Origin of the sequence: Pseudomonas sp. I2 (assembly GCF_040984075.1) — a bacterium.
Classification (GTDB): Bacteria; Pseudomonadota; Gammaproteobacteria; order Pseudomonadales; family Pseudomonadaceae; genus Aquipseudomonas; species Aquipseudomonas guariconensis_B.
In genome coordinates, this window is record NZ_JBCGFQ010000036.1 from 33222 (window position 1) to 56330 (window position 23109).

9 protein-coding genes and 1 pseudogene are annotated in these 23109 nt (G+C 66.9%); 8 read left to right on the plus strand and 2 right to left on the minus strand.

Going from position 1 to position 23109, the window contains the following annotated elements; all coding sequences use genetic code 11:
- Positions 1-29 precede the first annotated feature (29 nt).
- A complete protein-coding gene (locus tag WCE05_RS18335) occupies positions 30-11339 on the minus strand; it encodes a VCBS domain-containing protein (RefSeq protein WP_368816270.1) in 11310 nt (3769 codons plus the stop codon).
- 66 nt (positions 11340-11405) lie between these two features.
- Positions 11406-12542, minus strand: coding sequence for an AI-2E family transporter (locus WCE05_RS18340; RefSeq protein ID WP_368816271.1), 1137 nt, complete (start codon positions 12540-12542; stop codon positions 11406-11408).
- A gap of 581 nt (positions 12543-13123) precedes the next feature.
- Between WCE05_RS18340 and WCE05_RS18345 the strand changes: the two genes are divergently transcribed.
- From WCE05_RS18345 to WCE05_RS18380, 8 genes and pseudogenes are all read left to right on the plus strand, one after another.
- Positions 13124-14704, plus strand: a complete 1581-nt coding sequence (locus tag WCE05_RS18345; protein ID WP_253080560.1) for a mechanosensitive ion channel family protein — start codon at positions 13124-13126, stop codon at positions 14702-14704.
- Between the two features lie 101 nt (positions 14705-14805).
- The gene (locus WCE05_RS18350) at positions 14806-17049 is read left to right on the plus strand and encodes a tetratricopeptide repeat protein (protein ID WP_368816275.1); all 2244 of its coding nucleotides are present in this window, start codon (positions 14806-14808) and stop codon (positions 17047-17049) included.
- Positions 17050-17245: 196 nt separating this feature from the next.
- Complete coding sequence (locus WCE05_RS18355; RefSeq protein WP_225787770.1) at positions 17246-18226, plus strand: MoxR family ATPase; 981 nt, start codon at positions 17246-17248, stop codon at positions 18224-18226.
- A 13-nt stretch (positions 18227-18239) separates the two neighbouring features.
- The gene (locus WCE05_RS18360) at positions 18240-19181 is read left to right on the plus strand and encodes a DUF58 domain-containing protein (RefSeq protein ID WP_225787771.1); all 942 of its coding nucleotides are present in this window, start codon (positions 18240-18242) and stop codon (positions 19179-19181) included.
- Positions 19178-19684 (plus strand): DUF4381 domain-containing protein, encoded by a 507-nt coding sequence (locus WCE05_RS18365; protein WP_225787772.1) that lies wholly within the window; start codon positions 19178-19180, stop codon positions 19682-19684. Before WCE05_RS18360 ends, WCE05_RS18365 begins: the two co-directional genes overlap by 4 nt.
- A complete protein-coding gene (locus WCE05_RS18370; RefSeq protein ID WP_253102620.1) occupies positions 19671-20666 on the plus strand; it encodes a VWA domain-containing protein in 996 nt (331 codons plus the stop codon). Before WCE05_RS18365 ends, WCE05_RS18370 begins: the two co-directional genes overlap by 14 nt.
- 1 nt (position 20667) lies before the next feature.
- Positions 20668-22266 (plus strand): VWA domain-containing protein, encoded by a 1599-nt coding sequence (locus tag WCE05_RS18375; RefSeq protein WP_368816272.1) that lies wholly within the window; start codon positions 20668-20670, stop codon positions 22264-22266.
- Positions 22263-23109: pseudogene (locus WCE05_RS18380) on the plus strand (hypothetical protein); the annotation flags it as partial. The gene WCE05_RS18375 and the pseudogene WCE05_RS18380, both read left to right, overlap by 4 nt.

Consider the following 23109-nt stretch of genomic DNA (forward strand, 5'->3'; position numbering starts at 1 on the left):
TTGATTTACGCGTGGTCGTTTCGGGTTGTTCACTGGGGCTGTCCTCGGCGCTGTGCGGCCTCTTGCAGCTGCGCGCGCAGGCCGGGAGCGGTCTGCGGTCGGTCGGTCCTCGGCACCAGGTCGCTGGGCAGCGGGGCCCACAGCGACGGGTCGCTGAGCAAGCCGTCGGCGCTCAGGCCGGTCACCCCATTGCGGCCCTGCACCCACAGGGTGTCGAACTCGCTCATCTGCCGGCTTTCGGCAACGGCGGCCGCCACGAACTGCCCCGGCACCAGGCCCAGGTTGGCGGCGATGCTGGAGCTGATTTCCGGCGTGGCGAACAGGTTTGCGGCATTGCCGTTGGCACCACGGATGATCTGCTGGCGAACCAGTTCGATGCGGCGGATCTCCGGCTCCACGTACACGGCCGGCTCGAAGTCCAGCAACGGCTCTACGAAGGGTTGGCGCCCGGCGTCGAGGTCCCGATAAGGCCCCGGTGGAATGTAGGGCGAGGCGATGTCCAGGGTGATGGTCAGTTGCGCCTGATCGGTGGCCCCGGCACGGTCGGCGATGGTGTAGGTGAAGAGGTCCTGCAGGACCTGGCCCAGGCCTGCTGCGGCAAGAACCTGCGGGTTGCTCTGGTCGATGGTGTAGGTGTAGCTGCCATCGGCATTGAGCGTGAGGAAACCGTAGCGCCCGGTCAGCACCTGGCCGATGGTGCCCAGGGTGCCGCTGGCCGCTTCGGCACCCGTACGCACGCCGACCACGGTCAGGCGGTCGCCGTTGTCGACGTCGCTGTCATTGGGCAGGACATTGCCACGAGTCTGCGGCGCCCGGACCTGGTCACTGGCGACATTGCTGTCGTCGCGCGCCACCGGGTTGTCATCGGCGCCCTGCACGGTCACGCTCAGCCGGGCCGAGGAGGTCGCGCCGGCGGTATCGCGCATCTGGTAGGTGAAGACCTCGCGCAGGGTTTCCCCAGCACTGCGCAGGGCCTGCACACGCGGGTCGGCATTGTTCACTTCGTAGCGGTAGCTGCCATCGGCGTTGAGCCGCAGGGTGCCGTAGCGCCCCTGCAGCAGTGCGCCAGCCGCCACCGATTGCCCGGTTTCGCTGCTCACGCGCAGGACCTGGCGGGTTTCGCCGTTGGCCACGCTGTCCACGTCCTGGTCGTTGTCCAGGACGTTGCCGATCGGGTCGACGCCGGGGCGGGTGTTGGCCACGCCACCGGCCTCGACGGCGATGGCCGCGTCGTTATGTGCGACGGGGGTGTCGTTGGCGCCACGGATGACGATCACCAATTGCGTGCTGGCCGTGGAGGTCCAGCGGTCCTCGACGACGTAGGTGAATACGTCCGTCAGGGTCTGGGCGCCGGTGCGCAGGGCCTGCACGGCCAGGTTATCGTTGTCCAGCTGGTAGTGCCAGCTGCCATCGGTATTGAGCACCAGGGTGCCGTACTGGCCCTTGAGCGGCTGCCCAGGCACGCCATCGGGGGGGCCGCTGGGGTCGGCGCCGGTGCGGATCTCGACCACCGTCATCGGGTCGCCTTCGGCGTCGATGTCGTTGCCCAGCACGTTGCCGCTGGGGTCGACCCCTGGGGTCGCGTTGTCAAGGCCGCCAGCCTCGAGCGCTTCGGCGGTGTCCGGGTTGGCATCGGGCGGCGAGTTCAGGGCGAAGACCACGACGTGGAGCTGCGCCAGGTCGACCAGGCCGCCGCTGTCACGGACCTCGTAGGTGAAGTAGTCGTCGAGGGTTTCCAGCAGCCCCAGTGCCTGCACCACCGGGTTGTTATTGTCGACGCGGTAAGTGAAGCTGCCATCTGCACCGATGATCAACTGCCCGTAGAGGCCATCGATGAGGGTGCCGTTGCTGTTGTCGGTGCCGGCATCGACCGCCGTCAGCGTGCCGCCGGCTTGCTCCTGGCCATTGCGGATGCCGCTGACCTGCTTGCTGTCGCCGGCGTCCACGTCAGTGTCGTTGCCCAGCACGTTGCCGCTGGGGTCGAAGCCATTGTTGATGTTCGGCTTGGCCGCCAGGGCCAGGGCCAGATCATCGTTGGCCACGGGCGCGTCGTAGGCACCGTGCAGGGTGATGGTGAGCTGGGCGATGTCGGTGGCCCCGGCGCTGTCGTGCATCCGGTAGGTGAAGGTCTCGACCAGCGTCTCGCCGGCCTTGAGGGCTTGCACCCGGGCATCGAGGTTGTTCACTTGGTAGCTGTAGTCGCCGTTGGCGTTGAGGGTCAGCACGCCGTACTGGCCATTGACCACCTGGCTGCCGCTGACACCGGTGAAAGTACCGCCGGCGGCCTCGGTGCCCGTGCGGATGGCATCGACCTGCTTGCTGTCGCCGGCGTCCACGTCGGTGTCGTTGCCCAGCACGTTGCCGCTGGGGTCGACCCCTGGCGTGCCGTTGGCGGTCCCCCCACGCTCGGTGGCGTCGGCACGGTCATTCACGGCCACGGGGTTGTCGTTGCGACCCTGTAGGGTGATGGTCAGGGTGGCGGTGGCCGTGGCCCCGGAAAGGTCGCGAAGGGTATAGACGAACTGCTCCTGCAGCGTGTCGCCGGCGGTGCGCAGTGCCTGGACCAACGGATTGTCGTTGTCGAGGATATAGCTGAAGCTACCGTCGGCGTTCAGCGTCAAGGTGCCATAGTTGGCGACGAAGGCCTGGCCGACAGTGCCGACGCTCAGGCCTTGGCGGAACGCGGTCACACTGAGCACGTCGCCGGCGTCCACGTCGGTGTCGTTGCCCAGTACATTGCCGCTGGCGTTGCTGCCGGGGGTACCGTTGGCCACGCCACCGGCTTCGACGGCCGTGGCGCTGTCGTCGCGTGCCACCGGGGTGTCGTTGGCACCGGTGATGGTGATGCGCAGGGCGGCCTGGTCGGTGGCCAGGGCGGCATCGATCACGGTGTAGGTGAAGGTGTCGACCAGGGTATCGGCACTCGTGCGCAGGGCCTGCACGTCCGGGTTGTCGTTGTCCAGGCGGTAGCGGTAGCTGCCATCGGCATTGAGGGTCAGCCAGCCATAGGTACCGCGCAGCTCGACACCGACGCTGCCGGCCGTGCCACCGCCGTTCTCGGCACCGGTGCGCACGGCGCTGACGGCGCTGGTTTCGCCGTTGGCGACGAAGTCCACATCCTGGTCATTGGTCAGCACGTTACCGCTCGGGTCGGTCCCGGGCTGGTTGTTCTGGCTGCCGCCGGCCTCTATCGCCGTCGCGCTGTCGTCCGCGGCCACCGGGTTGTCGTTCTGGCCGTCGATGAGGATGAACAGGAACGCCGGTGTGGAGAAACCGCCCTGGCCGTCGCTGACGATGTAGCTGAAGGTGTCGATCAGGTGGTCGCTGTCGCTGCGCAGCCCTTGCACCTCGGGGTTGTCATTGTCGAGCACATAGTCGTAGGTACCGTCGGGGTTGATGGTCAGGGTGCCGTACTGGCCTTGCAGCGTGGTGGCGCCATCGACCGGCGTGCCCGGCGGCGTCGTACCTGTGCCGATGAACGCCACGTTGATCGGGTCGCCATCGGGATCCACCGCCGTGCGGGTCACGTCGCCGCTGGGGTCGATACCTGGCAACTGGTTGTTCACGCCGCCTTGTTCCACCGCACGGCCCACCACGATCTGCGCCACGGGTGGATCGTTGACACCATGGATGGTGATGACCAGCTGGGCGCGGTCGGTGAGGCCTTCGCTGTCGGTGATCTCGTAGGTGTAGATCACTTGCAGGGTCTGCCCGGCGTTCAACCCCTGGATCGTGGCGTTGTCGCTGTTGACATCGAAGGTGAAGGCGCCGTTGGCACCGATGGTCAGGCTGCCGAAGGCGTTCGGGTCGGTGATCTGGATGCCATTCTGCTGCGCGTAGGTCGCCAGGATCACGGTGCCGTTGCTGGCGTCGGTACCGGCCGCCACTGCGGTCATGCCGGGGTTGGAGAGTTCGGTAGCCGAACTGATGCCGGTGACGCGCAACTGGGTGCTGGGGCGGTCGATACGGTCGACGTCGGTGTCCACGCCATTGCCGCCAGGCTGGTCGATGTTTCCCGGCCGGCTGGGAAAGAGGATCACGTTGCCGCTGGGATTGCTTTCCAGGGTCGGGTCATTGGTGGCGCCGGCCTGGGCCACGGCCTGGTCGTCGCTGGCCACGGGGTTGTCGTAGGCGCCGTCGATGGTGATGCGCAGTTCGGCCAGGTCGCTGAGGTTGCCCGTGTCGGTGACCCGGTAGGTGAAGTATTCGAACAACTGGTCTTCGGCGCCAAGGCGCTGCACCGCTGTGTTGTCGTTGTTCACCACATAGGTGTAGCTGCCATCGGCATTGATGGTCAGGCTGCCATAGGTGCCGTCGATGACCACCGGCGCGTCGCGGGTGACCTCGACGATGCTACCGCTGGCGCTTTCGCGCAGGGCGCGGACACCGGTGACCGCCCGGGTCTCGCCGAACTGGTCGACATCGCTGTCGTTGGCCAGGACGTTGCCGGTGGCGTCGCTGCCAGGCGTGCCGTTGTCGATGCCCCCGGCTTCGACCGCCTGGCCGACATCGTTCTCTGCCACCGGGGCGTCGTTGGCGCCTTGCAGGGTGATGGTGAGGGTGGCGATGCTGGTGGCGCCCGCCAGGTCGCCGATGGTGTAGGTGAAGACTTCCTGCAGGGTGTTGCCGGAAAGGCGCAAGGCCTGTACCTCGGGGTCGTCGTTGTCGACGATGTAGGTGGTACCGCCGGAGGCGGAAATGATCAGCACACCATGGGCACCGACGATCTGTATCTCGCCGTCGTCCGGCACCGCCTGTTGCAGACCGCCCTGCAGCCCGGCACTGATCACCTTGATGACATCGTCGTTGGTGGCGATATCGACATCGCTGTCGTTGTTCAGCACGTTGCCGGTGGGGTTGTTGCCGGGCGTCTGGTTGTTCGTGCCACCTGCCTCGATGGCCGTGGCGACATCGGGGAGGGCGATGGGGGCATCGTTCACCGGGTCGATCACCAGCGCTACCGAGTCGCTGTCGCTCAGCGCATCCTGCGGGTCCTGCCCGGGGATGCCGTCACCGTCGGCATCGCCCGCGTTGCCATGGTCGTTGGTGACCATGGTCAGGGTTTCGCTGGTACGGGCGCTGTTGAAGTCCTGGTTGCCCTTGTAATAGACCTGCGCCAGCCAGGTGTTGAGCTGTGACAGGGTGCCGGTGAGGGTCAGGCTGCTGCTGGCTCCGCCGGGAGGCGTGTCGTTCGGCCCGGGTGGGGTGGCGGTCTGCCACAGCACGCCGTGCTGGACCGTCAGCGTGACGGACAAGATGCCGCTGCCGGCATCCGGGTCGGTCACGGCCAGGCCGGCCAGGCGCAGCACGGTATCCTCCTGGCCACGTTGCTCGGGGAGGGTATTGATCGGTGCCTCGTTCAGGTGCACGTAGCCGGCATCGGCCGTGCCGACGGTGCCCTCGGCCAGGGTGACGCTGACAGCGCCCAGGCCGCTGGCATTGGTGCCGGTGTCGCTGTCGATGCGCACCTGGAAACGGTTGTCGGCCGCGAGCTGGAACGCGGGCGGAACCACGACCAGGTAGTTGCCGGCTGGCAGCAGGGCGAACTGGTAGCGACCGGAGCTGTCGGTCAGGGTGGTGAAAATGCGGTCGTCGGCGCTACCGAAGAGGCCATCGGCACCGGCCCAGGTCAGTTGCACGCTCTGCCCGCCGAGGCCGGGGCCATCGGGGGTGATGCTGTCGGTCGCCGAGTCGGTGTCGTTCCACAGCGTGCCTTGCACCAGGCCCAGGCCGGCGCCTTCGCTGAGGATGTAGTTGTTCAGCCCCGCACCGCCATCCTGCCCGGTGCGCTCGCCGTCGGCGCTGCCGGCACTGCCGGGCAGCGAGCCGCCCCAGCCGCCGGTCTCGAAGCTGCTCGGCAGGCTGGTCCAGGTCAGGACCGCGGCACTGGCGGCGTTATCGGGCACCACGGTGTTGGGGACCGTGACGCGGTAGATCACCTGCACCTGGTCGCCGACCGCCAGGCGGTCGAAGTCGACCGACAAGGCGCCGCTGGTGCTGATGCCGATCCCGTCCGGCAGGTTGGCCAGGTCCACCGCCGTGCCATTGATCAGCAGGCTCTGTACCTGGTAGTCGCTGCCATCGGGGAACTGGTCCTGCAGGTGGACGTTGTAGGCCGGCACCTCGCCGTTCTGGGTGAAACGCACGGAGACGGTGGCGGTGGTGCTGTCGACACCGGGCTGGATGTCGATGACCTGCTTGTCCAGGCCGGTGAAGCCGGGTTCCACCACGTGCTCGAAAAGAATGTCGCTCTTGCCGCGATCGACGTCCTGGCCGGGCAGCCCTACATGCTCGAAGGCCTGTATGCCGAGGGCGGCGCCGTTCTGGTTGGCGGCCACGTTGGTGACGCGCACGTTGAATTCGAGGATCACGCCTTCGATGTTGTCGTCGGTGGTCTCGGTGTTGGTGAGGTTGCCCAGGTTGAAGGTCACCGTCTGGCTGCCATCGGCATGGGTGACGATGTTCAGGTTGGTCGAATTGCCATCGAAGATACCGCTGGGCGCGATGCCGCTGAGGTTGGCATCGAGGGGCTGGGCCACCGCGCTGTTCTGGTCGCCCGGCATCCAGATGCTGCCGCTGCTGATGAGGTCGGCATCGGTGGCAAGGCCATTGAGCGAGTCGGACACCAGGGCGATCAGGATGTTGTTGAGCTCGGCGGGGATGAACGCCAGCCCGGCGTCCAGTTCGATACGGATCTGGTAGTTGGGGTTATCGCCGGTGGGCACCAGTACGGCCACGCGGTAGCGGATCACTTCGCCCACCGCGACATTCTCGCTGATGCCGGAGGTGTTCGTGGTGCCGCTGGTGTCGACCGGTGGCGGGGTGTCCGGCAGCCCCCCGACGTGGGAGATGCGGATGCCATTGCTGACCGGGAACAGCAGGGTGGAGTCCAGGCGGTAGTCGTTCAGCGTGCCGCCGTTGAGCACGCCATCGGCCCCGCCGCGCTCACCGGCGTTGGCCCCATCGAGGCTGGTCCAGCGCACCTGGGCATCATTGGCGAAGGCTGCCTCGCCTGCTGCCGAGGCGTTCACGGTCCCGCGCAGGTGCAGGACGATGCTGCCGCCCTTGGCGATGTCGATGTTGGCACCGGAGGCGCTCAGCAGTTGGCCGCCCTGGATGATGAAGTCCGGGCCGCCGTTGTTGGTAGCGCCCTGGTAGAGGACGCTGGTCAAGCTCACGCCATCGAGCTCGCTGGGCAGGTTGTCGAGGAAGCTGATGTCGTAGGCGTTGTAGTCGTTGGCGCCATTGCCGTTGCGAAGGGTGATGGTGAAGTCGATCACGTCGCCTTCGTCGAAGCCGCCGAAGTCGGGCGTGGTGTCGATGGTCTGGGTGATCTGCAGGGTCGGTTCGCGAAGGGTGACGGTGGGCGCGCCACCGCTGAGGTTGACCTGGCGGTCCACGGCGGTTCCGCCGTTGGCTACGTCGCCGTCGATATCCTGGTAATGCAGGTTGGCGCTGTTTTGCAGCGACCGGTTGGCCTGGTTGCCGATTTCGTTGCTGGCGACCAGGCGCACGCGAATGACGAAGGCGTTGTTGCCGGTGTCGTTGTCGGCGCTGGTGGCGAACACGCTGAAGGTGAAGCGCGCATCGACGCCATCGGCGCCCAGGGTCCCACCGACCCCACTGATGCCGCTGATGACCACGTTGCCGGCGAAGTCCTGTCTCAGGCTGCCACCGCTTGCAGCCGCCGTGAGGATCTGCAGGTAGCCCAGGTTGTCGTTGAACGTGGTGTCCAGGCGCATGCCCGGGGGGATCAGGTCGTCGATGCTGAGGTTGTGCGTGCTGCCCTCCGGCAGCCGGACGATGATGTCGTAGAGCATGCTCTCGCCGACCACCAGGTCGCTGCCGCTGGTATGGCTGGCGCTGGAGTCGCCGTTGTCCAGGCTGCCGCCCGCGAAGGTCTTGCTGATCACCGGTGCGGCCACCTGCTGGTTGGCGATTTCGCTCAGGTCCACGGGGGTGAAGTCGGTGCCGCCCTCGACGCTGGCATAGTTGCTCAGCGTAGCCGTGCTGCTCAGGGTGCGGCTGGCGGCGACATTGGCGTTGACGGTGACGTCGTAGGTGATGACGACGATGTTCTGGCCACTGCTGTCGGCGGTCGTGCCCGTGCGCCCGGGCAGCAAGGTGGGCTGGGCATCGGCATCGAGGAAGGTGATCTGGTTGCCAGTGACGCTGTAGTCCACGCCCAGGCGCAACAGAGTGCCGTCGCCTCGGTAGATCTGCAGGTTGGCGGCCGCCAGGCTGCCGCCGACGAAGGCCAGGTCAGGGGGGAGGGTAATGCGGGTCACCACGTCGTAGGCGCCGCCGCCACCGCTGTTTTCGATGGCCGTGGCCAGGCGCAGCAGGTCACCGCCATCGATCCCGCTGACATTGCCATCGATGGCCGACAGGTCGCTGAGGGTGCCGGTGAAGGGTAGGCCGCTGCTGCCGGGCGGGGCCCAGCTGCCGCTGGTGCCGGTGACCGTACCGTTGCTGCTGGAGACCACGCCGTGGCGGATGTCCAGCACTGGTTCAGCGACCGAGACCACCACGGCCACGTCCGAGCTCAGCAGGGGCGTCTTGTCGAGGGTGGTGGTCTGGCTGGACTGGGCCAGCACATCCAGCGAGCGCTGGTCGGCGAAGGGCTGGTCGCCTACGCGCAGGGTGAAGGTCAGCTCGATGCGCCCACCGACGATCTGGTCGATGGCGTACTCACCGAAGTCGAACACCACCGAGTTGCCGGGTCCGCTGGACACCGTGACCGCCCGCGACGGGTCGCTGTCGCCAGGGCCGAAGCTCCACTGGCCGACACCATTGCCGATGCTCCAGGTCAGGCCACTGACATCCAGTAGCGGCAGGGGCAGGTAGGCCGTGAGCTGGAAGTTCTCGTAGTCGCCGGTGACCAGGTCGTAGGACAGCTGGAAGGTCACCAGGTCGCCGGGGCGTATCTCGCCGTTGCTCGGTGGCGTGGTGCCATTGACACGCCAGATATCGATATCGACCTGGCTGGTGGGCACCGTGCTGAGGCTACTGGAGCCGTCGCTCTGGTCGCTGCCCTGGTTCACCGCATCGAGCAGCACGGTAGCGGTCAGGGTGGCGTCGTTGCCGACGCTGTCGCCCTCGTTGATGTCAGGGTGTGGCGGGTGGTTGCCGACATAGGCCTGGCTGATCAGCGTGTTGTAGCTGATCACCGCGGTGGTGGCCGCGGTACGGGTGGTGTCGAAGGCCAGGTCGCCGAACAGGGCGCCGAAGGTATCGGAGGCCCGGCGCAGGGACTCGGCGATGTCGATCACCAGCGTGGTGGTGCCATCGGCGTTCGTCGTCTGGGTGTAGACGAGCTCGATTGTGCCACTGGCACCGTCCTGGCTCACCGTCATGGTCAGTGGGCCGCTGATCACCTGGCCGTCAGCGACGGTGTCGACGATGCTGAACTGACCGTTCTGCAGGATGTTGCTGCCGAAGGCGAAATAGTCAGACAGCGCCACGTCGAGCACATAGCGCAGGGTATCGCCCGGGCTCAGGCCGGTGGTGCCGGTGTCGGTCTGCAGCACCGCGTGCTTTTGCAGGGTGATGGACTTGGCGACGAACTGGGCACCGCTGCCGTCGCCGGTGGCGGTGAAGTCCACCTCGGTGGCCGGTGGCGTGATATCGCGAGGGTCCAGCGGGGTCCATTCCCCGGTGGCGGTGGGGGTACCGAAGTTGATGGTCACCGGGTTGCCGGTGTTCGGGTCGAGTACCGCAGTGCCCGCGCCGCCAATCTCGGGGACATAGAAGGTCACCGTGGACGTGGCGGGTACGCTGAGGGTGGCGTAGGTGACGCTGTAGGAGGTGATGAATACGCTATCGCTGTCGATCGCCGCGGCGATCAACGTCGGGTTGGTCAGCACGGTGCCGTTGCGCAAGGTGATGGAGGTCAGGGTTCCGCCTGGTCCGGGGGTGATCGCCGTGACCTGCACCTGGTCCGGTATGTCCTGGGTGACGACCACGTCATGCAGGGTCTGGCCGTTCGCTGGGGTGACGGTGACGGTCTGGTCGTGGGTGAAATTGGGGCCGGTGGCGGTTTCGCCTTCGGTCATGTCCAGGTTCTGGGTCAGTTCCACCAGGGTGGGGTTGACCACCAGGGCATGCAGGGCGGCCTCCACCAGGCTGGGGTCGACGGTGGGGTTGTTCAGCGAGTCGTTGCCGTACTCGAAGCCTGCACGGGCATTGATGGTCAGGGTAGGGCTGCCATTGGTGTTGCTGGTGTCGGCCAGGTCGCTCAGGCGCGCAGTGACCTGCAGGGTGATGTCCGGCTGGTCCTGGGAGACGCTGGCATAAGGAATTTGCAGAACCACGAGCTGGTCGCCCGGGCGCATGCCCACGCTGGCGGCGCTGATCACCAGAGGTTGGCCGTCGGCGCCCTTGGCCAGCGGGTGGGTGGCGTTGCCGGCGGCGTCGAAGGTGATCACATGGCTGTTGATCGCCTGGCCCAGGTACGTGGCCCCGACGAAGCTGATGCCGTCGTCACCGTCCTTGCCGGTGCTCGGCAGGAACAGATCGACATAGGGGGCGTAGCCGACCTGGCTGGCGGCATTGCGCAGGCTCACCTCGAAGGTGAAGGTATCGCCGATCAGCACGTCGCTGCCGGGCATGCTGATGCTGGTTGTCGGCGCGGCATCGGCCAGCAGGCCCTGGAACTGCTCCAGGCTGGTGGCGGAAAGGGCGATGCGCTTGTCGATGTCGCCGTTGCGCACCTCCAGCGCCCAGTCGCCACCTGCGGCGCGGCTGCCGGTGGCATTGCTGGAGGCACCGACGTCGGCGCCGGTCCACTGCGCCAGGCGATCCACCAGGGCCTGGCCGGCAGCGCCGGCACCGATGTCGCAGCCATAGAGCTGGATGTCGGCACCTGCGTTGAGCGTTGCCCGCCACTGGCCAAGGGTGCTGCCGAACGGGTCGAGGTTGGCGGCGCTGAAGGTCTGGTTGCCCAGGGTGAACTGCCCGGACGCGCCGTGGGAGAACACCTGGATCGAGTCGACCTTGCCCAGTTGGGCAAGCGCCGCACTGATGGCCGCCAGGGCATCCTGGCCGCTGTCGACCACCAGGGTGACGGTACCGGCGCCAAGGCCGGCGGTCAGTTGCTCGCGGTTTTCCACGCGGCTGTCGAGCACCACCAGGGTCTGCGCCGGGGCCGCTGCCTGGCCATTGGCCGCCCGCTGGCCGGCGGGCGCCGGGGTGGCGTCCACCTGCGGGGCGTCGCCGCTGTCATGGTGCTGCTGGTCGGCAGCGGCGCTTGCAGCGGCGCCATCGAACAGGATCCTGGGCTCCAGGGCCAAGACCTGGCTGTGCGGGCGGAAGACCTTTGCGTTGCGTCCAATGTCCATTTCGTAACCCATCCAGAAAGAAGGGGCGGCCTGTGCCGATGGCGAGCCCCAGGTGCTTCGGCCAGATCAGTGTTCGCTCGAGCGGGGCTCGGCCAGCTCGGCAGCCGGCGGGGTGGCGACAGTCGGCGGGGCGACCGGCGTCTGCCCCACCCAGGAATTGAACAGTTCATAGCCGACAGCCAGGACCACGGGGCCGATGAACAGCCCGATGAAGCCGTTGCTGATCATGCCGCCCAGGGCGCCGATCAATACCACGGGCATGGGCACGGAAACGCCGCGGCCGAGCATCAAGGGCTTGAGCACGTTATCCGACAGCCCCGCCGCGATGGTCCAGACGGTGAAGATGATGGTCGCGGCGCTGACCCCATCCTGGCTGATCACATAGATGACGATGGGCAGGGTGACCAGCAGCACCGGCAGTTGCATGATGCCGAGCAACAGCACCAGCAAGGCCAGCAGCCCGGCACCAGGGACGCCCATCACCACCAGGCCGACACCGACCAGCAGCATCTGGATGAACGCGATCCCGACCACGCCCTGAGCCACTGCACGGATGGTGGCGGCGCACAGGCTGGCCAGCTCGGCGCCGCGCTCGGGGGTGAACACCCGCTGGGAGATGGCCACGGCCCTGCGGGCGCTGTGCTCGCTGTTGGCCAGGAACAGGCCGGCGATGATCAGTGCCAGGACGAACACCAGGACCCCGCTGCCGACGCCGGCCAGCTTGAGCAGGACCAGGCGGCTCAGGTCCTTCAGGTGCGGGGCGGCTTGCTGGAAGGCCCACGACAGGTCCTCGGAGGCGTGCAACCAGATGCGAAACAGCGGCTCACCGATCAGTGGCCACGCCTGCACGCTCTCATTGGGTGGCGGGATGGCGAGGTTCCATTCGTGGACCGAGCGCAGGGCGGCCTGCACCGAGCTGGCCATGGATTCGCCAAGAAAACCCAAGGGGACCATGAGACACAGCAGGATCAGCAGTACCACCAGGATCGCGGCCTTGCCCAGGGAAACACCAAGCAGCCTGGCGAGGCGGGCATTGAGCGGGCTCAGCGTGACCGCCAGGATCACGGCCCAGAGCATGACGCTCAGGAAGGGGTGGAAGATCTGGTAGCAGAACACCGCCAGGACGACGATCAGGCCCGCCCGTATCAACACATCCAGGAGTTCCTTCGGGCTGGTGGTGCCGGTGTTTTTTTCGCTTGCCATGGTCCGCTTGGGTCCTGTGCCGGTCCGCTTGACGCTCCTAGTCTGGATCATGCGGGCACAGTGTTCTTTTTCGATGTTTTCCGATCGCGACAAATGATACGTGGCATATTGCAATCAAACCTTGCCCGGGCACATGCAACAAAACGTAACTCACTGATTGTGCGGGCCTTGGGGGAGCGCGAACGAGGGGCTGGCCCTGGCCATACAGCGGTGGTGTCAGGGCCGTTCGCGGGCAAGCCCGCTCCCACAGGGGCCTTGTGTCAACCGTATGTTCTCTGTGCGACAGCGCGGCCCGAAGGGCTGCATGACGCATGATGGGCGAACGCCGCTGGCCCCTGTGGGAGCCGGCTTGCCGGCGATGGAGCGCGCAGCGGCCCCAGATGGCAGCAGGGCGGCACGAGAACGGCAGGCCAACATTGTCGCGTATTGGATATAGCCAGAATGCCAATGAGCGAAATTTGACTACGCTAGAGCCCATTCGATCGGTAAAACGCGAAGCAGATCACTGAGGGACGGGGAGCGTGGGGATGAGGTGCTGGACCAGCATGAGGTCGCTGCTGTTGCTCGGTGCGTTGTTGTCGATGTTCATTACCGTCCTGCCCCTTGCCGCTGCCGACGACGCGGTTTCGGTGGAAGGTGCGCCGGGGCAGCCTGCCGACTTGAAGATCGCCAACCGGTCGATCATGACCTTTCACGCCACCTTGCTGGGCGAGACACCTGCCGCCCGGGCCAGACGGGCCGCCGCGGTGATCGAGGAGGCGTTGCAGAGCGCCGACGACGCACTGCCAGTGCGTGTGGAGCCCATCTTGCACAGCTACCTGGTCCTGCTGGGGGATCGGCGGGCATTTATCGTCGCCCCCCTGGATGTAGCCGGGGACGGCGGGGTGCGCGAAGCCGCCGAGCAGGCCGCGCGGAACCTGCGCACCGTGGTGGCGGAAACCGGCCAGGCGCGTAGCCTGCATTTCCTGCTGGTCGCCGCGGGCTATTCAGTGCTGGCGACCTTCCTCTACCTGTTGCTGCTCAAGGGCACTCGTGCCCTGCGGCGCAAGCTGTTGGGCCTGCTGCCACCGCTGATGGGCAAGCATTCGCAGATGTTCCGGGTCGGGCGCATGCCGTTGTTCGACCTGCAGAACCTCTACTACCTGGTCGACCGCCTGCTGTGGCTGCTGTACTGGCTGCTGTTGCTGCTGTTCAGCTACCAGTGGATGAGCTTCGTGCTGTCGCAGTTCCCCTATACCCGGCCATGGGGCGAAAGCCTCAATGTGTACCTGTTGCAACTGGTCCGCTATCTGCTCACCGGCATGCTCGACGCGATTCCGGGAATCGCCGTGGCGGTGGCGATCTTCTTCATCGCCCGCGGCGCCAGCGGCTTCTGCAAGCGTGCCCTGCAGCGCATGTCGCGCCCCGGCACGATCCGCTGGTTGACGGCCGAGACCCTGCAACCCACCACCCGCCTGGTGTCGCTGGCCATCTGGCTGTTCGCGCTGGTCATGGCCTACCCGTACCTGCCGGGATCGGACAGCGATGCGTTCAAGGGGGTGTCGGTGCTGCTGGGGCTGATGATCTCGCTGGGCGCTACCAGCGTGGTCGGCCAGGGGGTCGCCGGCCTGATCCTGACCTACACCCGTACCCTGCGGGCGGGAGAGTTCGTGCGCGTGGGCGACTACGAGGGCACGGTGATGCAGGTGGGCATGTTCACCACCACCATTCGCACCGGCCTGGGCGAGGTGCTGACGCTGCCCAACTCGATGATCACAGGCTCGGTCACCAAGAATTACTCACGCATCGTCCAGGGCCAGGGCTATGTCGTCGATACCGTGGTCACCATCGGCTACGACACACCCTGGCGTCAGGTTCACGCCATGCTGATCGAAGCCGCGCGGCGCACCCACGGGATTCTCGAGCAGCCCGCGCCGCAGGTGTTCCAGACGGCGCTCAGCGACTTCTATCCTGAGTACCGCCTGGTCGCCCAGGCGGTCCCCAGCGAGCCTCGGCCACGCGCCGAGTTGCTGAGCATGCTGCATGCCAATATCCAGGACGTGTTCAACGAGTATGGGGTGCAGATCATGTCGCCTCACTACCTGGCGGATCCGCCAGAGGCCAAGTGCGTCCCCAGGGAGCGCTGGCACATGGCGCCGGCAGCGCCGGAGCAGGATGAATGACGCCTCGAACGCCATGCCGTACCGATTCATCACCCTCATCCCAGCATGAGTAAGGAAACCGTGTGTATTGTCGTCCCCTGATCGTGTCGTTGTGCCTGCTGATGTTCGCCCCCATCGCCAGCTGGGCGCAGCAGGCCGGGAAGTCGCCGGCCCAGGCGAAGGAAGCCGAGGGCTACGCCGAAGCCTCCAGTTGCCAGGGCTGCCACCAGGTGCAGGCAGGGCAATGGAAGGACTCGGACCATGCCTGGGCCATGCGTGTCGCCAATGCCGACAGCGTCCTGGGGGCCTTCGATGGGCGTACCTTCGACGATGCTGGGGTCCAGGCACGTTTTCACCGCAAGGGCGGCCGCTACTTCGTCCACACGGAAGGCGCCGACGGCAAGCCTGCGGATTTCCAGGTGCGCTACACGTTTGGCTACTACCCGTTACAACAGTACCTGGTGGAGTTCCCCGGAGGGCGGTTGCAGGCGCTGACCATCGCGTGGGATAGCCGCACACGGGAGGAGGGCGGCCAGCGTTGGTTCTCCCTGTACCCCGGGCAGCGTTTCGCGCCCGATGATGCCCTGCACTGGACCGGACGCTACCAGAACTGGAACGCCATGTGCGCCGACTGCCACTCGACCCGCCTGCTCAAGCACTACGACGACCAGCACGACAGCTACGCCACCACCTGGCAGGAACAGACCGTCGGCTGCCAGGGCTGCCATGGCCCGGCGCAGGCCCATGTGGACTGGGCCAAGCAGGCCAAGGGCGAAGGCAAGGCCTCTGCCTCGGCCGCACAGATGGGCTTGAAGGTCGATTTCAAGGCCCTGGACAACAAGGGGGTGGTCGAGCAATGCGCCTTCTGCCATAGCCGCCGGCAGTCCCTGGGCATGGGCCAGCAGCCTGGCAAACCACAACTCGATGCCTCGCTGCCGGCCACCTTGCGCGAGGGCATGTACCACGCCGACGGCCAGATCGATGGCGAGGTGTACGTCTACGGCTCGTTCTCCCAGAGCAAGATGTTCGCCGCCGGGGTGGGCTGCACCGATTGTCACGACCCGCACACCACCCGCGTGAAGATCCAGGGCAATGGACTTTGCCAGCAATGCCACAACCCCCATCCGCCCACCAGCCGCTTCCCCAGCCTGCAAGGCAAGGACTACGACAGCCCGGAGCATCACCATCATGCCCAGGGCTCGGCCGGTGCGCAGTGCGTGAACTGCCACATGCCGAGCAAGACCTACATGGTCGTCGACCCCCGGCGCGACCACAGTTTGCGGGTGCCGCGGCCAGACCTTGCGGACAAGTCCGCCAGCCCGGATGCCTGCACGGCGTGCCACACCGACAAGCAACCCGCCTGGGCGGCCACGGCGATCCAGGACTGGTTCGGCACGCCTCAGCGTCCGCCCCATTACGGCGAGACATTCCATGCCGTGCGCAGCGGCCAGGGCGATCGGTTGAGCCTGCTGACCGCGATCATCGCCGATATCGGCAAGCCCCCGATCGTTCGGGCCACCGCCGCTCAACAACTGACCGAGCTCGGCGCCCCGGCCATCACACCGTTGAGCTGGGCGCTCAACTCCAAGGAAGGGATGGTGCGGGCCTACGCCGCCGCCGGCTTCGCCCGTGTACCTGAACAATCGCGCATCCAGCGATTGCTGCCATTGCTGGACGACCCTCTGCTGGCCGTGCGTGACGAGGCCCTGCGCGCCTTGGCCGACGTGCAACCGCAAGCACTTGCAGCCGAGCGCCGGGAGGCGTTCAAGGCGCAGTTGGCCGACTATGAGCGGCGTTTGCGCGACAACGCCGACCTGCCCGGCGGCAGGCTCAACCTGGCGGTGCTGCTGCAACGCCTCGGGCGGCAGCCGGAAGCCATCGAGCAATACCGCCAGGCCCTGCGCCTGGATGCGCATTTCTCTCCCGCTCGGGTCAACCTGGTGACGCTGTACAGCGGTGCAGGTCAGCTCGACGAGGCGCAGGCGCTGCTGCGCGAAGGCCTTGCGCTGAAGGACATGCCGGCCAGCGACCACGGGAACCTCGCCTACATGCTGGCCTTGCTGCTGGTCGAGCAGGGCAAGGCCGACGAAGGCCTGGAGTGGCTGGGCGTGGCCGCCCGGGAGATGCCCGGCAATGCCCGAGTGCACTACAACCAGGGGTTGCTGTTGGCCCAGATGAACCGGCGTGACGAGGCGTTGCAGACGCTGCGCAAAGGCCTGGAGGGCTCGCCCGAAGACCCAGACCTGCTCTATGCGCTGGTTTACCTGCATGCGACGGCCGGCGAGGCGAGCCTGGCCGAACAGTATGCGCAGCGCATGCGCGCGGTGGCTCCGGACGATCCTCGTTTGCCTCCGGCGCGACAGTGACTCGAGGGCGCCCAGGGTGTTCTTTACACGACACGCCCTGGGTGACTTTTCGATGGCGAACAATGACCTGTGAGCTAGAGTTACCACGCATCTTCATCTGCACCGTGGCATGGGCAGTGTGCCGGTTGGTTTCGGCAGGTCGCTGGCAGGGAAGTCGGTTCACCGGGTGATTGACGCAACTCAAGGACAACGACGCATGAGCATTCGTGATGAGATCGCCGGCCTGCAGGCCCAGGTCGGGCTTCAGGTCCTCGGCCAGGAGCAGACCATTGGCCATATCATGCTGGGCCTTCTGGCCAATGGTCATGTACTGCTGGAGAGCCTGCCCGGCCTGGCCAAGACCCGTACGGTCAAGGCCCTGGCCACCCACCTGGATGCGCGCATGAGCCGTATCCAGTTCACCCCCGACCTGCTGCCCTCGGACATCACCGGCGGCGAGATCCTGCAGCAGACCGAGGCCGGCAACCAGCTCAGGTTCCAGCCAGGCCCGCTGTTCGGCAACGTGATCCTGGCCGACGAGATCAACCGGGCGCCGGCCAAGGTCCAGGCGGCGCTGCTGGAGGCCATGGAAGAGCGGCAGATCACCGTGTCCGGGCAGACCCACGCGATGCCGGGGCTGTTCATGGTCCTGGCGACGCAGAACCCCATCGAGCAAGAGGGGACTTACCCACTGCCCGAGGCGCAGATGGACCGCTTCCTGATGAAACTGCTCATCGACTACCCGAAGGTCGAGGATGAAGCCCACGTCCTGCGTCTGGTCCGCAGCGAAGACCAGCGCCAGCAGGCCGGGGTCGGCGGCGAGCCGGCAGCGCCCATGGCGCAGGAGACGATCTTCGCGGCACGGCGTGAAGTCGGTTCGGTGCACGTATCCGAGGCGATCGACCGCTACCTGGTCGACCTGATCAACGCGACCCGCCACCCGGCCGACTACGACGCCGACCTGCAGCGCTGGATCAAGGTCGGCGCCAGCCCGCGCGGCGGTATCGGCCTGGACCGCGTCGCCCGGGCCCACGCCTGGTTGTCCGGCAGCGACTATGTGACGCCCGACGATGTGCGCTCGGTGCTGCACCCGGTGCTGCGCCACCGCTTGCTGCTGTCGTATGACGCCGTGGCCGATGGTGTCAGCGCCGACCAGGTGCTGGACCGTCTGCTCGACACTGTTGCAATCCCTGCCTGAAGGGGAGGTCGCCATGCCCGTTGTCGCCGACGGCGCGGTCTACGCCTCGCTGGAGCAATTGATGCTGCTGGAGCACCGCGTGCGCGGCTTGAGCTTCCTGTCGCGCCAGCCGTTGTCCAGCGTGCTCTCCGGCAACCATGCCGCACGCTTGCGTGGCCGTGGGCTGAGTTTCGACGAGCTGCGCCAGTACACGCCCGGCGACGACCTGCGCCACCTCGACTGGCGCGCCTCGTTGCGCTACAGCAAGCCGTTCGTGCGCAGCTACACCGAGGAGCGCGACCGCCCGACGCTGGTGCTGGTGGACCAGCGCATGAGCATGTATTTCGGCTCGCAGCGTGTGTTCAAATCGGTCACCGCCGCCGAACTGGGGGCGATCGGTGCCTGGATGGCCCTTCACGCAGGCGATCGGGTCGGGGGCCTGGTGTTCGGCGACAAGGACATCGAGTCGATCCGGCCATTGCGCAGCCGGGCCCGGGTCGAGGCCCTGTGCGCGGCGATCGTCCGGCACAACCACAGGCTTCATGCCATGCAGGCCGACGACGAGCAAGCGGGCCAGCTCGACCGGGTATTGCGCCACTGCCTGGGCATCGCAGGGCATGACCATCTGATCGTCATCATCAGCGATTTTGCCGGCGTGACGGAGCAGACCTTGCAGTTGCTGCGCCAACTGGCCGCTCATAACGACGTGCTGGCCCTGCAGGTGTTCGATCCCATTGCCTTGCAGGTGCCAGACCGTGGACGGTTGACCGTGACCCAAGGCCAGGTACAGGTCGAGCTGGAGATAGAGCGTCGCCAGGTCAACCGGCCGCTGGGCGATTTTCTCGCCGGGCGGCTGAAGGATGTCGCCACGCTGCTGCGGCGCAGCCAGGTGCCGTTGATGATGTTCAGCACCGGGCGCGACAGCCTCGAGCAGCTGCGCGCTGAACTGGGACGGCTGACGGCGGTGGCACGATGACCAAGGTGGCCGCGCCGAACATCGACCAGTTGCGCGAATTGGCCTTGCCGCCAATGCCCGTCAGCTACTGGCCGCAGACCTGGGGCTGGCTGGCCGTGTTGCTGGTCCTGCTGGCGATCGCCGCAGGGCTGGTCACTTGGCGCTACCTGCGCTGGCGCCGCAACCTCTATCGCCGCGAGGCGCTGGCGCGCCTGGAGGTGCTGGTGCAGACGTCGAACGATCCCTTGCAACGCCTGGCGGCACTGCGCGAGGTCCCGCAGTTGCTCAAGCGCGTGGCCCTGTCGATGCCCGCGCCGGAGGCCGTGGCCACGCTGCGTGGGCAAGACTGGCAGGCATTCTTGCAGCGCCACAGCCGCGCACCGCTGCCAGAGTGGTTCGCCGAACGCCTGGCGCTGCTGGCCTATGCGCCAGCCGAGCGGGTACTGGCTTTGCCCGAGGCGGATCTCCAGGCCTTGCTGGCGACCTCCCGACACTGGATCGAGGTGCACCGTGTGGCAGCTTGACTACCCCTGGTTGCTGCTGTTGCTGCCGTTGCCCTGGCTGGCCCGCCGTTACCTGGGCACCTACCGGGAATCACGCAGCGCCCTGCGGGTACCGTTCTTCGCCGCCATGAGCCGGGCCGTGGGCCAGGAACCCGGCAGTGCCCGTGCCGAGGGCGATCGCTGGCAACTGCCGTTGAACCTGCTGGTCTGGGGCCTGGTGCTGCTGGCCTGCGCACGACCGGTACTGGTGGAAAAACCCATCGAGCGCGAGCTGCCAGTGCGCGACCTGATGCTGGCGATCGACATTTCCCAGTCCATGGCCACCACCGACTACGACGACCCTTCCGGGCAACGGGTGGACCGCCTGCAGGCCGTCAAAGGGGTGGTACGCGCGTTCATCGACCGGCGCAAGGACGACCGTATCGGCCTGATCGTGTTCGGCACCGCGGCCTATCCGCAGGCGCCGCTGACGCTGGACCATGCCAGCCTGGGCATCCTGCTCGACGAAGTCGGCATCGGCATGGCCGGGCCGAACACCGCCCTGGGCGACGCCATCGGCCTGACCATCAAGTTGCTGGACAAGGCCAAGGAACAAGAAAAGGTGTTGATCGTGCTGACCGATGGCAACGACACCGGTAGCGCGATCACGCCCGAGCATGCCGCGCGCATGGCTCGGGAGCGCGGCATCGTGGTGCACACCATCGGCATCGGCGACCCCGAGGCCAGCGGCGAGGCCAAGGTCGACCTGCAAGCCCTCCAGGCCATCGCCCAGCAGACAGGCGGGCGTTTTTTCCATGCCGGTGACCGTGCCGCGTTGCAGGAGGTCTATGCCACCCTCGACCGGATCACGCCCCATCGGGTCAAGACCTTCAGCCACCAGCCCAGGCGCGAGCTGTTCTGCTGGCCATTGGGCGCGGCGCTGCTGGCATTGCTGCTCGGCCATGGTATGGCGGCCCTGGCCACGGCACGCCGTGCAGGCAAAGGGCAAGCCACGGAGCGCTGACATGGATATCGACCTGAGCGCCTTTCATTTCCTTCGCCCCTTGTGGCTGTCGACCATCGTCGCGGGCCTGCTTTTGCCCTGGTTATGGACGCGCCGGCATGACCTGTTGCGGCGCCTGGACGGCATCATCGCGCCACACCTGGTCGAGCACCTGGTCATCACCCCCGAGGACAATCAGCGCCTGCGCCCGGTTCATCTGCTGGGCGCGATACTGGTACTGGGGGGCATCGCCATGGCCGGACCGACCTGGGAGCAGGACACGCCGGCGTTCCTGGACAACAAGGCACCGCTGATCCTGGCCCTGGACCTGTCGCCCTCGATGGACGCCGACGATGTCCCGCCTTCGCGGTTGGCCGCGGCCCGCCACACGCTGCACGACCTCATCCAGCGCCGTGGCGGCAGCCGTACGGCGCTGATCGCCTATGCCGGCAGTGCCCATCTCGTGCTGCCCCCCACCGACGACCCGGCATTGCTCGACAGCTTCCTCCAGGCATTGTCCACCGCGCTCATCGACAGCCCCGGGAAGGACGCGCTCGGCGCGGTGCGACTGGCCAAGGGCCTGCTGGCCGCCGAGGGCTCCCCCGGCACCCTGGTGTTGGTCAGCGACGGCGCCGACGCCGGTCAATTCGAAGCCATCGGCACGCAACTGCGCGGCAGCGACCTGCAGGTGCTGGTGCTGGCGGTAGGCAGCCGGGACGTTGACGTCCTGCTGGATGCCAAGGGCCAGCCGCGTACCGATGGCAGCGGCCGAACGTTGCACGCACGCTTCGATGCCGAAGGGCTCAAGGGCCTCGCCGATGCCGCCGATGCCCCTTTGGGCAGCCTCACGCTGGACGACGATGACCTCGACTGGATCGAGCTGCATGCCCAGCGGCACTTCCAGGCGGCCCAGGCTGACGACCAGCCGTTGCACTGGAAGGACGCAGGCTACTGGCTGTGCTGGCCCTTGCTGGTGCTGGCGTTGCTCGGCCTGCGCCGGGGCTGGCGGGTGCATTGGCTGGGCGCCTGGCTACTCGCACTGTCTGTCGGCTATGCCCCACAGCCGGTCCAGGCCGGCGCCTTGGCCGATGCCTTCTTCACCCCCGACCAACAAGGGCGCTGGGCATTCGAGCATGAGCATTACCCGCAGGCGGCGCAGCACTTTGCCGACCCTTACTGGAAGGGCGTGGCGGCTTACCGTGCGGCGGATTTCGACGCAGCCCTGGGCAGCTTCGCGCAACTGGACACGGCGGCCGCGTACTTCTACCAGGGCAATGCCTATGTGCGCCTTTCGAAGTTCGAGCTGGCCATCGCCGCCTACCAGCAAGCCCTGCGGCGCCAGGCGGCATTCCCCGAGGCCAGCGCCAACCTGGCCCTGGCCCAGGCCTTGCTGAAGGACCGCGAGGCCCAGCAGGAAGCGGGGCCGCCAGATGAAAAGGCCGACCAAGTGAAGTTCGACAACACCTCCGGCAAAGGCAAGGACGTCCAGCGCCCAGCAGGGCAGGCGAGTTCCGACCAGGCCTGGCTGGACAACCTGACCACCTCGCCCGCGCAATTTCTCAAGCGCAAGTTCCTGCTGCAGGATGCCGCTCGCCAGCAGGCCTCGGAGGCCACGCCATGAAACGCCTGTTGCTGCTGTTGCTGCTGCCCCTGCTGGCGCAGGCGGCCGAACCCGAGGTGCGCGTGCGCAGCCAACTGCTGCCGGCCGAGGGTGTACTGGTCGGTGGCACCCTGACCTTGCAGGTCGACCTGCTGGTGGACACCTGGTTCGACGCCGCGCCGAACCTGCCGCCCCTGAAGCTGGAAGGCGCAGTGGTGTCCGCCCCCAGCAGCGAAGGCGCCCACCTGAACGAAAGGATCGACGGCAAGGCATTCTTCGGCTTGCGCCTGAGTTACCAGATCACGCCGCAACAGGCCAAGGCCTTCGACATCCCGGCCTTGGCCATCGAAGTCAGGCCGGGGCAGGGCAGTGGCCCCGTGAAGGTGTACAGCCAGGCCCAGCACTTCGTCGCCCGGCAGCCTGCCGGCGGCGGCCAGGGGCAGCATCTGGTGGCCCGGCAGGTGCGTTTCACCCAGCAGTTGGAGTACGCCCACCAGCCGCTACGGGTCGGCGACAGCGTCACCCGACGTGTGCAGGTGCAGGCCGAGGACGCCCAGGCCATGCTGATCCCCGCACCGACCTTCGCCGACATCGAGGGGCTGCGGCGTTACCTGCAGACGCCGGTTGTCGCCCCGCTGAGCGATGGCCGTGGAGGCGTCAGCGGCGGTCGTCGCGACGACGCCGTGACCTATGTAGTGACCGAGGCGGGGCACTATCGCTTGCCCGCCATCGAGCTGAAATGGTGGGACGCCGAGAGCGGCGAAGCCCGCACGGCGACGCTGCCGGCCCTGGAGCTGGAGGCATCCGGGCCGGCGGCCTACCAGGCGCCGTTTTCAATCCGCGACGATTTGCGCGCCCTCGGCC